General features: G+C 67.9%; 15 protein-coding genes. 6 read left to right on the top strand and 9 right to left on the bottom strand.

Annotated features, from left to right (window positions below; genetic code table 11):
• Positions 1–56 precede the first annotated feature (56 nt).
• Complete coding sequence (locus ACIHCQ_RS11005) at positions 57–1082, bottom strand: ATP-dependent 6-phosphofructokinase (protein WP_399660311.1); 1026 nt, start codon at positions 1080–1082, stop codon at positions 57–59.
• Positions 1083–1403: 321 nt separating this feature from the next.
• Here ACIHCQ_RS11005 and pta point away from each other — a divergent pair, with 321 nt between their 5' ends.
• The 3 genes from pta (at position 1404) to pyk (ending at position 6316) form a co-directional block, all read left to right on the top strand.
• A complete protein-coding gene (gene pta, locus ACIHCQ_RS11000) occupies positions 1404–3500 on the top strand; it encodes a phosphate acetyltransferase (protein WP_399660308.1) in 2097 nt (698 codons plus the stop codon).
• 33 nt (positions 3501–3533) lie between these two features.
• Positions 3534–4799 (top strand): acetate kinase, encoded by a 1266-nt coding sequence (locus tag ACIHCQ_RS10995; protein ID WP_399660307.1) that lies wholly within the window; start codon positions 3534–3536, stop codon positions 4797–4799.
• An 86-nt stretch (positions 4800–4885) separates the two neighbouring features.
• The gene (gene pyk, locus ACIHCQ_RS10990; protein ID WP_399660304.1) at positions 4886–6316 is read left to right on the top strand and encodes a pyruvate kinase; all 1431 of its coding nucleotides are present in this window, start codon (positions 4886–4888) and stop codon (positions 6314–6316) included.
• An 83-nt stretch (positions 6317–6399) separates the two neighbouring features.
• On the opposite strand, the gene ACIHCQ_RS10985 is transcribed toward pyk, so the two are convergent.
• The 3 genes from ACIHCQ_RS10985 to ACIHCQ_RS10975 form a co-directional block, all read right to left on the bottom strand.
• A complete protein-coding gene (locus tag ACIHCQ_RS10985) occupies positions 6400–6837 on the bottom strand; it encodes a hypothetical protein (RefSeq protein WP_399660301.1) in 438 nt (145 codons plus the stop codon).
• Positions 6809–7891: a hypothetical protein gene (locus ACIHCQ_RS10980; RefSeq protein WP_399660297.1), complete on the bottom strand. Its 1083-nt coding sequence runs from the start codon at positions 7889–7891 to the stop codon at positions 6809–6811. Before ACIHCQ_RS10980 ends, ACIHCQ_RS10985 begins: the two co-directional genes overlap by 29 nt.
• 424 nt (positions 7892–8315) lie before the next feature.
• Positions 8316–8741 (bottom strand): ATP-binding protein, encoded by a 426-nt coding sequence (locus tag ACIHCQ_RS10975; protein ID WP_399660295.1) that lies wholly within the window; start codon positions 8739–8741, stop codon positions 8316–8318.
• 193 nt (positions 8742–8934) lie between these two features.
• Here ACIHCQ_RS10975 and ACIHCQ_RS10970 point away from each other — a divergent pair, with 193 nt between their 5' ends.
• The 3 genes from ACIHCQ_RS10970 to ACIHCQ_RS10960 all read left to right on the top strand — a co-directional run bounded on the left by ACIHCQ_RS10970 (position 8935) and on the right by ACIHCQ_RS10960 (position 10535).
• Positions 8935–9816 carry a helix-turn-helix domain-containing protein gene (locus tag ACIHCQ_RS10970; RefSeq protein WP_399660292.1) on the top strand — a complete coding sequence of 294 codons (882 nt, stop codon included), beginning with the start codon at positions 8935–8937 and terminating at the stop codon, positions 9814–9816.
• A 2-nt stretch (positions 9817–9818) separates the two neighbouring features.
• A complete protein-coding gene (locus ACIHCQ_RS10965; RefSeq protein WP_399660290.1) occupies positions 9819–10010 on the top strand; it encodes a DUF397 domain-containing protein in 192 nt (63 codons plus the stop codon).
• 231 nt (positions 10011–10241) lie between these two features.
• Positions 10242–10535, top strand: coding sequence for a hypothetical protein (locus ACIHCQ_RS10960; protein ID WP_399660288.1), 294 nt, complete (start codon positions 10242–10244; stop codon positions 10533–10535).
• Between the two features lie 306 nt (positions 10536–10841).
• On the opposite strand, the gene ACIHCQ_RS10955 is transcribed toward ACIHCQ_RS10960, so the two are convergent.
• The 5 genes from ACIHCQ_RS10955 to ACIHCQ_RS10935 all read right to left on the bottom strand — a co-directional run bounded on the left by ACIHCQ_RS10955 (position 10842) and on the right by ACIHCQ_RS10935 (position 14671).
• The gene (locus ACIHCQ_RS10955) at positions 10842–11321 is read right to left on the bottom strand and encodes a hypothetical protein (RefSeq protein ID WP_399660286.1); all 480 of its coding nucleotides are present in this window, start codon (positions 11319–11321) and stop codon (positions 10842–10844) included.
• A gap of 91 nt (positions 11322–11412) precedes the next feature.
• Entirely contained in the window at positions 11413–11925 is a 513-nt protein-coding gene (locus ACIHCQ_RS10950; protein ID WP_399660283.1) for a hypothetical protein, read from the bottom strand.
• Positions 11926–12067: 142 nt separating this feature from the next.
• On the bottom strand, positions 12068–13366 hold the full coding sequence (locus ACIHCQ_RS10945) for a hypothetical protein (protein ID WP_399660281.1): 1299 nt from the start codon (positions 13364–13366) through the stop codon (positions 12068–12070).
• Positions 13356–13916 carry a DUF6114 domain-containing protein gene (locus ACIHCQ_RS10940; protein WP_399660279.1) on the bottom strand — a complete coding sequence of 187 codons (561 nt, stop codon included), beginning with the start codon at positions 13914–13916 and terminating at the stop codon, positions 13356–13358. The genes ACIHCQ_RS10945 and ACIHCQ_RS10940 overlap by 11 nt, the downstream gene beginning before the upstream one ends.
• Before the next feature lie 98 nt (positions 13917–14014).
• The gene (locus ACIHCQ_RS10935; RefSeq protein WP_399660275.1) at positions 14015–14671 is read right to left on the bottom strand and encodes a DUF6230 family protein; all 657 of its coding nucleotides are present in this window, start codon (positions 14669–14671) and stop codon (positions 14015–14017) included.
• Between the last annotated feature and the right edge of the window lie 4 nt (positions 14672–14675).

Here is a 14675-nt window from a genome sequence, read left to right as displayed (position 1 = left end):
ACCGCCGCGGGGGGGGTGAAGGCCGTTCGACAACAAGAACCAGCGGACCGGCCGGCTCAGAACACCGACTCCGCTTCGTACACCCGGTCCTGCGGAACCGTCTTCAGCTGAGTGACCGCCTCCGCCAGCGGCACCATCGTCACGTCCGTCCCGCGCAGCGCCGTCATCATGCCGAACTCGCCGCGGTGCACCGCCTCCACCGCGTGCCAGCCGAAGCGCGTCGCGAGCACCCTGTCGTACGCCGTCGGCGTGCCGCCACGCTGCACATGTCCCAGGATGACCGGCCGCGCCTCCTTGCCGAGCCGCTGCTCCAGCTCCGCGGCGAGGCGGTTGCCGATGCCCTGGAAGCGCTCATGCCCGTACTGATCGATCGCGCCCTTGCGGTAGTCCATCGAGCCCTCGGCCGGATGAGCGCCCTCGGCCACGCACACGACCGCGAACTTCTTGCCGCGCGAGAAGCGCTCCTCGACCATCTTCACCAGGTCCTCGACCTGGAAGGGCCGCTCGGGCAGACAGATGCCGTGCGCACCGCCCGCCATGCCCGATTCGAGCGCGATCCACCCGGCGTGCCGCCCCATGACCTCGACGACCATGACGCGCTGGTGCGACTCGGCGGTCGTCTTCAGCCGGTCTATCGCCTCGGTGGCGACCATGACGGCGGTGTCGAAGCCGAAGGTGCGGTCGGTGCCGGAGATGTCGTTGTCGATGGTCTTCGGTACGCCGACAACGGGCATCCCCGCCTCCGCCAGCATCTCGGACGCGGTGAGCGTGCCCTCGCCGCCGATCGGGATGAGCGCGTCGATGCCGTACTGCTTCGCCAACTCGGCGGCGTTCTCGGCGGCTTCGCGCAGTCTGCCGCGCTCCAGGCGGGCCGAGCCCAGGATCGTGCCGCCGCGGGCGAGGATGCCGCTGACCGCGTTGAGGTCGAGCGGCCGGTAATGGCCGTCGAGGAGGCCCTTGAACCCGTCCTCGAAGCCGATCACTTCGTCGTTGTGGCCGGCCAGGGCGCGGTGCACGACCGACCGGATCACTGCGTTGAGGCCCGGACAGTCGCCGCCTGCGGTGAGAACTCCGATGCGCATCGTGCTGTGTCTCCTGCTCGTCAGTGTGCTCGCCGGTAAGTTGCCGGTGGTACGTGTGAGCCCAAGCTCAATTGTTCCACGGGCGCGCGGGGGCCCGCGCTCTCAGCTGGACACCCCGTCCCGGCGGGCGTACTAGCCACCCGCAGAGGTACTGTCAAGAGGGCAATGGAGCCGGGGGCGGCCGTTCGGCACGCCCAAGATTCACGGGAATTTTCGGAGTTTCCCCCAAATTCGCGTGAATTTTCCGATCTGTACCCGTAGAGCCCGTGCGACTGCACGACTGTACGACCTGTACGCCACAGCATGGACAGGAGAGCACGCGTGACGCGCAGCGTGTACGTGACCGGGATCGACCGCGGCGACGGCCGCCAGGTGGTCGAGCTGGGGGTCATGGAACTCCTGACCCGCCAGGTGGACCGGGTGGGCGTCTTCCGCCCGCTCGTCCATGACCGTCCCGACCGCCTCTTCGATCTGCTGCGCGTGCGCTACCGGCTGTCCCAGGACCCGGCGACCGTGTACGGCATGGACTATCCCGAGGCCACCGCCCTCCAGGCCGAGAAGGGCACCGACGAGCTGGTCACCCGGCTCGTCGAGCGTTTCCTGCGGGTGGCGCGGGAGTACGAGGTCGTACTCGTTCTGGGCACCGACTTCGCCGCCACCCAGCTCCCCGACGAGCTGGCGCTCAACGCCCGCCTCGCCAATGAGTTCGGCGCCTCCGTGATCCCGGTGGTGGGCGGCAAGGACCAGACCGCCGAGTCGGTGGCGGCCGAGACCCACAACGCCCACCGGGCGTACGAGGCGCAGGGCTGCGACATCCTCGCCATGGTCGCCAACCGGGTCGTCCCCGAGGAGCGCGAGACCATAGCGGGGCGGCTGTCGTCCCGCCTCCCGGTGCCCTGCTACGTACTCCCCGACGAGCCCGCCCTCGCGGCCCCCACGGTCGCCCAGATCACCAACGCCCTGGCCGGCACGGTGCTGCTCGGCGACGAGTCGGGCCTGGCCAGGGACGCCCTGGACTTCGTCTTCGGCGGCGCGATGCTGCCGAACTTCCTCAAGGCCCTCACCCCCGGCTGCATGGTCGTCACCCCCGGCGACCGCGCCGATCTGGTGGTGGGCGCGCTGGCCGCGCACTCCGCGGGCACGCCGCCCATCGCGGGCGTACTGCTGACGCTGAACGAGTGGCCGAGCAAGGAGATCCTCACCCTGGCGGCCCGGCTCGCGCCCGGCACCCCGGTGATCTCCGTCGCCGGGAACAGCTTCCCCACCGCGGCCGAACTGTTCGCGATGGAAGGCAAGTTGAGCGCAGAAACGCCGCGCAAGGCGGAGACCGCGCTCGGTCTCTTCGAGCGCCATGTCGACACCGGCGACCTGCTGGACCGGATCTCGGTGGCCCGCAGCGGCCGGGTCACGCCGATGATGTTCGAGCACGAACTGCTGGAGCAGGCGCGCGCCGCCCGCCGCCGCGTCGTACTGCCGGAGGGCACGGAGGAGCGGGTCCTGCGCGCCGCCGACGTACTGCTCCGCCGCGACGTCTGCGATCTGACGCTCCTCGGCGACACCGAGATCATCCGCAAGCGCGCCGCCGACCTGGGCATCGACCTCACCTCCAGCCCGTCGACCCAGCTGATCGACCCGCGGACCTCCGAGCTGCGCCAGGGCTTCGCCGAGCGGTACGCCGCACTGCGCGCCCACAAGGGCGTGACGGTGGAGCTGGCGTACGACGTGGTCGCGGACGTGAACTACTTCGGCACGCTGATGGTGCAGGAGGGCCTGGCCGACGGCATGGTGTCGGGGGCGGTGCACTCCACGGCCGCGACGATCCGCCCCGCCTTCGAGATCATCAAGACCAGGCAGGACGCCAGGATCGTGTCGTCCGTGTTCTTCATGTGCCTGGCGGACCGGGTGCTGGTGTACGGCGACTGCGCGGTCAACCCGGACCCGAACGCCGAGCAGCTCGCGGACATCGCGGTCCAGTCGGCGGCGACCGCGGCGCGGTTCGGCGTGGAGCCGCGGATCGCGATGCTCTCGTACTCGACCGGCACCTCCGGCACCGGCGCGGACGTGGACAAGGTGCGGGAGGCGACCGAACTTGTCCGGGCGTCCCGCCCCGACCTGCGGATCGAGGGCCCGATCCAGTACGACGCGGCGGTGGAGCCGTCGGTCGCGGCGACGAAGCTGCCGGACTCGGAGGTGGCGGGCCGGGCGTCGGTGCTGATCTTCCCGGACCTGAACACGGGCAACAACACGTACAAGGCCGTGCAGCGGTCGGCGGGCGCCGTGGCGGTGGGGCCGGTGATGCAGGGGCTGCGGAAGCCGGTGAACGACCTGTCGCGGGGCGCGCTGGTCGGCGACATCGTGAACACGGTCGCGATAACGGCGATCCAGGCGCAGCCCTCGCAGCAGCCCGAGAGCTCGTAATCCGTGCCCCCTCACACCGAAAGCATCGTCAGCATGAACGCAAGAGCCGCCACAGCCGCCACCCGAGTCCTGGTCCTCAACTCCGGATCGTCGTCGCTGAAGTATCAGCTGCTCGACATGCGTGAGGGCGCGCGGAACAGCCCGCGGCTGGCCGTCGGCCTGGTCGAGCGGATCGGCGAGGAAACCTCCCGGCTGGTGCACACCCCACTGACCGGCGACGGCAGCGAGGTGAAGCGCGAGCGCACCGGTCCGATCGCCGACCACGCCTCCGCCCTGAAGGCGGTCGCCGAGGAGCTGGCGCAGGACGGTCTTGGCCTGGACTCCCCCGAGCTGGCGGCGATCGGCCACCGGGTGGTCCACGGCGGCCTGCGCTTCACCGCGCCCACCGTGATCACGGACGAGGTGCTCGCCGAGGTGGAGCGCCTGGTCCCGGTGGCACCGCTGCACAATCCGGCGAACATCACCGGCATCCGCACCGCCCAGGCGCTGCGCCCGGACCTCCCGCAGGTCGCCGTCTTCGACACCGCGTTCCACACGACGATGCCGGAGTCGGCGGCGCGCTACGCGATCGACGTCGAGACGGCGGACGCCCACCGGATCCGCCGGTACGGCTTCCACGGCACCTCGCACGCGTACGTCTCCCGCAAGACGGCGGCCCTGCTGGGCAAGGCTCCCTCCGAGGTGAACGTCATCGTGCTGCACCTGGGCAACGGAGCGTCCGCTTCGGCGGTCGCGGGCGGCCGGTGCGTGGACACCTCGATGGGACTGACGCCACTGGAGGGGCTGGTGATGGGTACCCGCTCCGGTGACATCGACCCCGCGGTCACCTTCCACCTCAAGCGGGTCGCGGGCATGTCGGTGGACGATATCGACGAACTGCTCAACAAGAAGAGCGGGCTGGTGGGCCTGTGCGGGGACAACGACATGCGGGAGATCGCACGCCGGATCGGGGAGGGCGACGAGCGGGCGCGGCTGGCGTTCGACATCTACGTACACCGGCTGAAGAAGTACATCGGCGCGTACTACGCGGTACTCGGGCGGGTGGACGCGGTCGCGTTCACCGCCGGGGTCGGCGAGAACTCGGCGCCGGTACGTGCGGCGGCGGTCGCGGGCCTGGAGGAGCTGGGGCTGACGCTGGACCCGGAGCTCAATACCGTACGTTCCGACGAGGCGCGGCTCGTCTCGGCGGCGCACGCGCGGGTGGCGGTGGCGGTGGTCCCGACGGACGAAGAGTGGGAAATCGCCCAGCAGGCTTTCGCGCTGGTCACGCCGACGACGCCCCCGGGTCCGGCCTTTTGATCTCTCTCCTGAGCGAGAGGGCGCCCATTTGTACTTTCCACCAGGTGGAATATTCCACAGCGAAACAAACGGATAGGATCCGCCTTATGCGCCGTTCCAAAATCGTCTGCACACTGGGCCCCGCCGTTGACTCGTACGAGCAGCTGAAAGCGCTCATCGAGGCCGGCATGAATGTGGCCCGTCTCAACATGAGCCACGGAAGCCACTCCGAACACGAGGAGCGGTACCACCGCGTCCGCAAGGCGGCCGATGACACGGGCCGGGCGGTGGGTGTACTCGCCGACCTCCAGGGCCCCAAGATCCGCCTGGAGACCTTTGCCGAGGGGCCGGTCGAGCTGGTCCGCGGTGACGAGTTCACCATTACCGCGGAGGATGTCGAAGGCAACAAGTCGATCTGCGGCACCACGTACAAGGGGCTGCCCGGGGACGTCTCCAAGGGCGACCAGATCCTGATCAACGACGGCAACGTCGAGCTGCGCGTCGTGGAGACCGACGGCGTCAGGGTCAAGACGATCGTTGTCGAGGGTGGTGTGATCTCCAACCACAAGGGCATCAACCTGCCCGGCGCGGCGGTGAACGTCCCCGCACTGTCCGAGAAGGACGTCGATGACCTGCGTTTCGCCCTGCGGATGGGCGTCGACCTGGTCGCGCTGTCGTTCGTACGGGACGCGAGCGACATCAATGACGTCCACAAGGTGATGGACGAGGAGGGCCGCCGGGTCCCCGTCATCGCCAAGGTGGAGAAGCCGCAGGCCGTCGAGCACATGGAGGGCGTCGTCATGGCGTTCGACGGTGTGATGGTGGCACGCGGTGACCTGGCGGTCGAGTACCCGCTGGAGAAGGTCCCGCTGGTGCAGAAGCGGCTGATCGAGCTGTGCCGCCGCAACGCCAAGCCGGTGATTGTGGCGACCCAGATGATGGAGTCGATGATCACCAACTCGCGCCCGACGCGCGCCGAGGCGTCGGACGTCGCGAACGCGATTCTGGACGGCGCGGACGCGGTCATGCTGTCGGCGGAGTCGTCGGTCGGCGCGTACCCGATCGAGACGGTCAAGACGATGTCGAAGATCGTGGTCGCGGCGGAGGAGGAGCTGCTGTCGAAGGGCCTCCAGCCTCTGGTCCCGGGCAAGAAGCCGCGCACCCAGGGCGGCTCGGTGGCCCGCGCGGCGTGCGAGATCGCGGACTTCCTGAACGGCAAGGCGCTGGTGGCCTTCACCAAGTCGGGCGACACGGCCCGCCGCCTGTCGCGCTACCGCGCCGCGCAGCCGATCCTGGCCTTCACGACGGAGACGGCGACCCGCAACCAGCTGGCGCTGAGCTGGGGCGTGGAGTCGTATGTGGTGCCGCACGCGGACAACACGGACGCGATGGTGGACCTGGTGAACGCGGAGATGCTGAAGCTCCAGCGCTACAACGAGGGCGACACCGTGATCATGACGGCGGGCTCACCGCCGGGGGTCGCGGGCACGACGAACATGGTGCGGGTGCACCACGTGGGCGGAGAGTCGCGCGACTGACGCGCCCCGCAGGAACGACGAGGGCGGCACCCCGGAGAGACGGTCCGGGGTGCCGCCCTCGGGCTTTGCCGTCCCTGTCAGGCTCAAGGCAGAGCCCGGGGCAGGAGCATCGTCACAAGCCGGTGCATGGTTTCTGTCCCCAACGCCGGGTTCGCTGCGGCCGTGTGCGCCAGTTCCTCGTCATCGAGCAGTTCCGTCAGCCGGGACCGCGGGAGATTCGGGTGACGCGCCAGGGCCGCTCGTACCGCCGGGTCCGGGTCACGCGTGAGGCGCTCGACGGTCACCGAATCGGCCATGGGATCGCGTGCGGCCAGCGCGCGGACCTTCGGATCGTCGTGGTCGGCGAAGGCGGCAAGTCCGGTGGTCGGGAAGTTCGGCCGGGTGGTGAGGTGCGCGCGCTCGTGGCCGGTGTACTCCAGGAAGCTGCGCAGCAACAGTGGTGCCGGGGCGTCCGGGTGGTGCTGACAGAGCAGCACGCGTACGCCGAGGTCGTCATCGACGCTCAGGTTCCATGAGGTCACGCGGCAGAAGCCGCTCCCTGGTGGCCCGCCGGCGCAGCAGCGGATGACCGGAGAGCGCGTCCCGGCGCACGTCAGCGGGGTCCCGGGGCTCGGAAGCCCCCGGCCAGAAGCCGAAGGTGCAGTCCATCGGAACCTCATAGTCGATTGCGGCCCGCTCCTCCTCGCTGAGCGCCGGGTGCACGGACAGCGCCAGCCGCACCTCGGGGTCGGGATCGACGGCGAGCGCGCGGCGCTCCGCGGCCCCCAGGTCCGGGCGGCGCGCGATCGCCTGTCGTACTGCCGAGTCAGGATCCTCGGCAAGGAGGACCACCACGTCGGCGGGCAGGCTCGGGTTCCCGGCGATCATCGCGCGGTCCTCCTTGCCGACCGGCACGGTGAGGACACCGTCCACGACGGCGCGGCTGAGAGCCTGATGCATCAGCATGTCGGCGCGCCCATGGCATGAACGGTCGGGAAGCTGGCTTTCGACCCATGCCGGATCCTCACGGCGAGCCGAACTCCGGGCGCCCTCACGGACATCGTCGTCCGAGTCGGCCAGCAGAGCAGCCCGCACGTCGGCCGGCAGCCCACCCCACCCGTTGAGCCCCCAAGCGCGGACCTTGGCGACCGGATGGGTGGGCATCGCCCGACGCAGCTCAACGGAGATCTGCTGATAGAACAAGCCTGAGAGCTCGTCCCCCTCATACGTACTGATGACGCGTACGACGGCCCAGTCCGGCAACGGCCGGGGCCAGACCCCGTCCGGGTGTCGGGCCGGGGCGGCCAGATGAGCGCGGACGAACCACTCCGGGTCGTCCACCAGCCGCACCCGTTGGGCGGGGTCGACATGCGGGTTGCGCGCGAAGAAGCTGCGGGTGCGGGTGTCGGGGTGTGCGACGGCGGCGTCGGGCAGCGTCCGGTCCCGGCACAGCACCATGCGTACCGCCAGGGGCCCGTCAGCGAGCAGTCGCAGCAGGAGATCCTCCGGGGCGGAGGGATTGAGAGCCACCCCAACCAGCTGACGCACCGCCAGGTCGGCGTCGTCCCAGATCTGTTCAGGTGTAGGCACGTCCATGACCCCCGCGTATCAACCGAAACCCCGACCCACGACGACCCTACGTCGTCCCCGGTCGGCCACCCCTGCCCGAGCCCGAGCCGTCGGCTCGCACTACGTGCGGCCGAGTCGCCTCTGCGGCGCACGCTTCAGCCACCATGCACTGAGCTCCGGCAGCGATCGTGTCGAGATCCTCGGGCCGCGTTTCCCTTGACGGCCTGCCCTGTGTCGTCGTCGGCGAGAGTCGGGGCGATGAAGTGCCCCATCCTGTCTCGGTCGCCTTGCCGGGCAGCTACGGAGAGTGCCTGGCGGTCGGCACGACGACCAGCAATGGCCCACAGCGGCGGAACGAGTGAGTACATGGCCCACGTGGCGTCGACCAGCCCCGGCGGGCGACCGAGCCAACGGCTGGCCGCCCGCGCGGTCAACGTCACCACCTGATCCCTCACTCCAGGTCGAGTTCGCACCAGACCGTCTTACCGACCGTCCGATCGCGTACTCCCCACCTTGCGGCGAGCGTGCGGACGATGAGCAGCCCCCGGCCGAACTGCTCGTCCGGCGCGGCCAGACGCACGAACGGCAGTAATTCACCCTTCGGATCGGACACCGCCATCCGAAACGCCTTCTTGGTGAGCGTCAGCTCCACGCGGAACAACCGATCGCGCAGGCAACCGTGCAGCACGGCATTGCCGGCGAGTTCCGAGAGCAACACGGCGGCATCCCATGCCAGTTCGGGATACCCCCACTCCTCTACGAGGCGGGTTGTTCTGTGCCGGGCCAGGGGAACGCTGCGGAGGTACGGCGTGTAGTCGAGACAGTCCTCGCGGACAACGATCTCGCCGGAATCCTCGGACTCTTGGGGGGCGGTCATGCCGCTCACCTCCAGACAGGGACAAGCAACGCCGACTCGCTCAACCGGCGTCGCTCTGCGAGCAGTTCGCCACCGAAGGTAACTACGTCGCCGAGCTTCCGCAAGTTCCTCCTGGAGAATATCCTCCGGACGTGTTGCATGCGGGACTCCACAAACGCCAGACTGATCGTGCGCCACCGGGAGGATCTGCCAGATGACCGCAAGCCAGCCCATGCAAGGGAACAGCACCTCAACCGTCCTGGGCCGCAGGCTCGGTGGTGAACTCACCAGACTGCGCGCCGCAGCCGGAATGACACAGCCTCACGCCGCCAAAGCACTCACCGCCTCCACCACGAAGATCGCAAAGATGGAGCGCGGGTGGGTACCAATGCGCGATCCGGACATCCGCGCACTGTGCGAGCTCTATGGGGTACGCGACCCCGGCACCATCGGAGGGCTGCTGGAGCTGGCGAAGGTCGACCGCGAACGGCGCAAGGCCAAGGGATGGTGGGACGACTACACCACCCTCGGCGACATGCACGAGTACGTCACGCTGGAGAGCGTCGCCACATCCATCAAGGCATGGCAACCCGCCTTCATCCCTGGGCTGCTGCAAACACCTGAGTACATGCGGTCACTTCGGTCCGACGCTCCGGGCATCGAACTCACCGAAGCAGACGAGGAGTTCATCTCCGCGCGCATGAGGCGACAGCATCGCTTGACCGAGGAGCCTCTGCTCACACTCCGTACAGTGATCTACGAGGCCGCGCTGCGGAACCTGGTCGGCGGCGCTGAAACGATGCGTGGACAACTGAAGCACCTGAGCACCGAGGCCAGCAGGCCGAACGTCACCATCCACGTACTCCCCTTCGCCTCAGGCGCTCGCCTCGGCCTGAACTGCCCGTTCAACATCGTTTCCTTCGCCGAGCCAGGGGCGATGGACCTGGTCTACACAGAAGTCGCGTTCACCCGACTATGGACCGAAGGTGGGGAGGGGGCTGCACGACACGATGAACTGTTCGAGAGGATTGCCCAACATGCTCTCAGTGAGAGCGACTCGCTGACGTTCATCCGCAGCCTGAGCAAGGAGTTGTGAGCGTGCCCAGTTTCCAGTACCGCAAGTCCAGCTACAGCGACCCCGAGCGCGAGTGCGTGGAGGTGGCCGGCAACGTCCCGGGCATCGTCGCCATCCGCGACTCCAAGGACCTCGCCGGCCCCACACTCCGATTCCCGCCACCCGCATGGCATGCCTTCCAAACTGCCATACGGGAGTCCGAGTTGAAGCACTGACCTGGCATACCCGCCTGCAACAAACAGGACGGCTGTTCGCCACCCCGGATCGAGGTACCAACCAGCGGCATGAAGTATTCGCGGACGCCGCGGTGGATGAGGCCAGTGGCTGATTCCGCACGACGAAACCCCCGGCGCCGAACGTCTCCGACTGCTCGGTGCGAGCTTGCCTCATGGGCCACCGGCACCCATCGGTGACCCGTGGTGACCCCGGCCGGGGAGGTGGAACGTGTGTGCGCGTTCATCTACGACCGGCACGCCCCGACTTCCACCGTCATCCTCGACATACGCCTCAACCGGTGCCGCGCCTACGCCCAGTCCCGCAGCTGGGAAATCGCGGGCACCTGGCTGGACCTCGGCAACTGCGCCCTCGGCCACCACCGCCCGGATGACCTCTGCGCGGCCATGCGGCTGGAGACCGGGCCCGTCGTCTGCCTCGTCCACGGACTGGGACCGTCTCGCCCGGGACGCCTCGCACAGCGCCGTCATGCGCCGCCGCGTCAGCCATGTCGGCGGGCACTGTGAGACCGCCGACGGCCAGAACGACAGCCTGCGGAGAAGCCGCGCGATTGTCTCCGCACATCACACTGACCACAGAACGGGAGGCACCACCATGAGTACCACCACCGCGCCCGCCACACGCGACGCCAGTCGCTTACTTACGGCCGAGGAACTCGCCGCCGTCACCGCCACCGTCCAGCGCAACAACCTCGGCATGAACCAGCCGCTTGCCCAGCGTCTCGTCCTCGAAGCGCTCAAGTTCGGGGCGGCCTGCGCCAAGGATCCCAGGGCCCGCGCGGTGAGAGTAATAGTCAAAACCTGTGAATCAAGTCAGCTGGGTTGTTGGTCACGTGGTTGCAGCCGGCGGCTGGCGGTTACGCGGACGCGCCTTGTTCTTCCCGTGGTGGCGAGCAGGGTGAGAACTGCGGGTGAGGTCACGGTCTCGGCAGCCTTGCGCTGGAACCATTCCGATGCGGTGGCGACTTCTTCTGTGGTCCATGACTCGTGCGGAGTAGTTGACCTGAGCAGGGTCCACTCGTGCAGGCGGCGGGTGAGGAACTCCCGCTCGTGGACCACTGTGGCCATCGCGTGTGCCCAGTGGGTGAACCGTTCGTCGGTCAGCAACTGTCCAGCTCGTCGGTCCAGGTGGCGGACCACGGCGGACTGCGCCATCGTCGTGTCCGGGTCGCGTAGGACAGCGGTTACCAGGTCGGCCTCGTCCTCGTCGCGGACGATGGCGAGAGCCTGCAAGTGGCAGGCGAATCGCTGGTGCTCGGCGGGCTGGTCACCGCCGAAGCCGGAGTCGCTCACGCCGCCACCGCCTCGGGGCGCTCGACCAGGTGGCCGCGTTCGAAGCGGGCCCCGGCAATGCTCCCCGCCCACTGCGGCAGCCTCTTCGGGCTCAGGCGCCTGAAACGCATACGTGCCCGGAATCCTTGGAGATCGCGCTATGCAGTGAGGCATCCTTCTGGTGCGCCGCATCAGGGTCCGGAACGTGAAAGGTGAACCGGACTGTAAAGATGGCCGGTTCCACGAGGATGGCGAACTGGCTTGTTACGGCCCGAAATTCATCCAACTCCCACCGGGCACCTGCTAAGGCGAGTACCTGCTTCAAATCCGCGAACGTAGTCGTCGGCGCCATGGTTTCCATTGCCCTGGCGTCCTCAGTCGGTATCTCCACGGACTCCGTCCATGTGCTGAGCGCGACGACCTTGATCCGGCGGCAGCGGCAGACCTCCAGGCGTATATCGCCATACCGGAAGGTCCGGGGCCATGACTGCTTCTTGTCCGGAAAGTAGTCCGCTTCCTCGGGTTCCCCAAGAACGCTGGATGCATCGTCCAGCGACTCTCCCGGCCTGAGGACGCCGACCCCGCCCGTCCTCGCGAAACCCGTCAGCACATCGTTGATGTTCATGCCCGCATCATCTCAAGGGAATCTTCGCGCGGCGGCGATTGGGCGGCGCGGCTGCGGGCCGCACCCTAATTCAAGAGGTGCGGCCCACAGCATTCAAGAGGTGCGGCCCACAGCCTTGTGCGGCTCCCGGAGGGTCAGTGGGTCACTTTCCGGTGATGTAGTTGCCCAGGCCTGGCACAGTGAGCGTGCCGCCGAACTGGCCCGCCTGGGTCACCTTCACGTTGGTGAAGAAAACGGAGTCGACATTCAGCGGCGGCGGGGTCTCCGGGCTGAAAATGATGGGGAAGAGGCCGAAGATATTGCCCTTCAGCTCTTCCGTGTACATGGTCACCGTGCCGTTGCGGATGGTGGACTCGGAGCCCTTGTCCGCTTCGACGTGGGCCGTGGTGCCCGCGGGGTAGACCACCAGTTGATGAAGATCATCGATGGCCACGCTCGACGCGGTGAACTTCAAGACCTTCTTGATCTTGCCGCTGCCCGTCTTCACCTCCACGATGCCCTTGTAGTCCAGGCCTTCGAGGGAGAGCTTCGAGCTCTCCAGGATCCACGGGTCGTCGGGGAGCAAAGGCAGGCCCGACTCCAGTTCCGCCGCCGCGAGGGCTTCGGGGTCCGCCGTAGGGCAGGGGAAGCGTGGCTTCGCGCCGTCCGGGATGTCCTCGTCCTTTTTGGGGTCGAGCCCCTTGACGTCGTCGTCCAGTTCTTCGACCTTGGCGCCGGCCTTGTCCGCCGCGTCCTTGATCGCGTCCTTGGTGTCGTCCGCCGGGTCCACCGGCTTGTCCGCGTTGTCGGTGGGCTTCGCGGTCGGCTTCGCGGTCGGCTTCTCCATGGGCTTCTCGGCCGGCTCCGCCGTGGGCTTCTCGGCCGGCTCCGCCGTCGGTGAAGGCTCGGTCGTAACTGTGGCGCTCGGCGTCGGGCTGGCTGTCGGCTCCTTGTCGGGGCCGTCGAGCAGGTCCTTGAGCGCGTCACCCAGTCCCAGGGGGTCCAGCGCGTTCTTGGTCGGAGTGCCGCTCGGCGTCGCGGTCGCGGTCGGGGTCGGCGCGGGTGCTGGTGCGTTCGCATCGTCCGCGGCCCCGCCGGTCGAGGACGCGGACGGGCTCGGGCCGGGCTTCGGCTCGGTGTCCTGCTCGCCGTCCGTAGCGCTTGGGGACGGGCTCGGCTTCTCGGAAGGCGACGGTGATTCCGACGCCGCAGGCTCATCGGAACGGGTAACGCATGGGCCCGGCGCGAAGGGAATATCCTTGTCCTCGGCGACTGCCAGCCGGGGGGTGAGGCCCATACCCATGAACACAGCGGTGGGCATCGCGGCCAGGGCTATCGCCTTGCCGGCGGGTATCTGAAACTTCGTCAGCAGAGACTTCTTGGGTGCCGCGTGCCGCGGGCCGCTTCTCGACCGGAATACACCACCCTCAGCCGTACTCAGCTGTGTGTCGTCACCCCGCACTGTTCCTCCCGCCGTTGGCCTGGGCATTCGATTCAGTCACGTTCGGGGCGTACCCGTCGTCGGCTCGCGGCGCGGGAATTACCGGATCGCTCGTGTCACCGTCCGGCTCCGGAGTCTCTTCTGGCTCGGCCTGCTTGACCGACTTGGCCGGTGTCTTGGCGGGAACCCAGGAGATGGACATATTTCCGCCCAGCATGGCGAACAGGAAGCCAATGCCGAAGCCGCCGAAATTCGCGATGGGAAGGGAGACCAGCGCCAGCACAATCGCCGCAACACCAGCGAACACTCGGACGACGGCGTGGAACCACATCGTCAGGCCGAGCGTGAAGAGGAGTACGCCGATGATCAGCGAGCCCGCCCCGGCTGTCGTAGCCATGGCGAGCGTGACGTTGCCGAGCCGGAGATCGGCATACGGGAAGTAGGCGATCGGTACGCCGCTGAAGAAGGTGAACAGCCCCGCCCAGAAGGGACGTGAGCCACGCCACACGCGGAAGTGCCGCCGGAAGACGCGGAGATAGTGCTCGTTCTGCCCCGTGGACTCGGCGCTCATGGAAAACAGCTCCCTGCAAGCGGTCTTGCTCTGAGAAGTGGTGAATTGGGCGGAGCGGGCGGGTCCGCACACTCACGGCCCCGCCCTTCCACGACGTGCTAGCCCTTGAAGCACTCCTTGGATGTGCCCGAGTGCAGCCGCAACTTCAGATCCGGGAGCTTGAAGGTGCCGGCCGTGGTGGCCCACGCCTTCTGCTTCACGTTGGTCAGCGTTGCCGTCCTGGAACGCTGCGAGAAGCCGAACGGGTTGGCCTGGGTGCCGGGCTGAATGCCCGGGTTCTTGAGCGAGCCCGCCGCGACGCCGATGTCGATGTCCTCGAACGTGGCGTCCGCATCCAGCTGCGAGACATCCAGGTACAGGTCCTTCGCGTAGACCCGCTTCTCCGGCTGCCGGGTGCTACCCTCCGTGCCGGCCTCCAGCCTGAGGGTGACATCGCCCAAGCCGAATGGCAGCGTGGTAACGACCGACTGGCACATGTTGGTGATGTAGGCCTTACTGAAGCCCGATACCGCTACCGGCTCATTGAGGGCCTCACCTTTAAGACTCTTACCGCTGGCAATGCTGCCGTACTGGACGAAGTCGTAACCTTCGAGCTCCTTGGCCGTTACCTTGAACTCCTGGCCGGAAATACTGAAGGACGCGGCGAGCGCGCCCTGCGACATGCCGATGCCTATGGCAGCCGTTGCGGCCACACTAGGCACCATGACCAGTGCGAACCGCTTCCATCTGGTTCCACCACGAGCCACAGACTCCATGACT

The sequence above is a fragment of the Streptomyces sp. NPDC052236 genome, assembly GCF_044548015.1.
In the GTDB taxonomy this organism is placed as follows: domain Bacteria; phylum Actinomycetota; class Actinomycetes; order Streptomycetales; family Streptomycetaceae; genus Streptomyces.
This window is presented reverse-complemented; position numbering and strand designations above follow the sequence as displayed.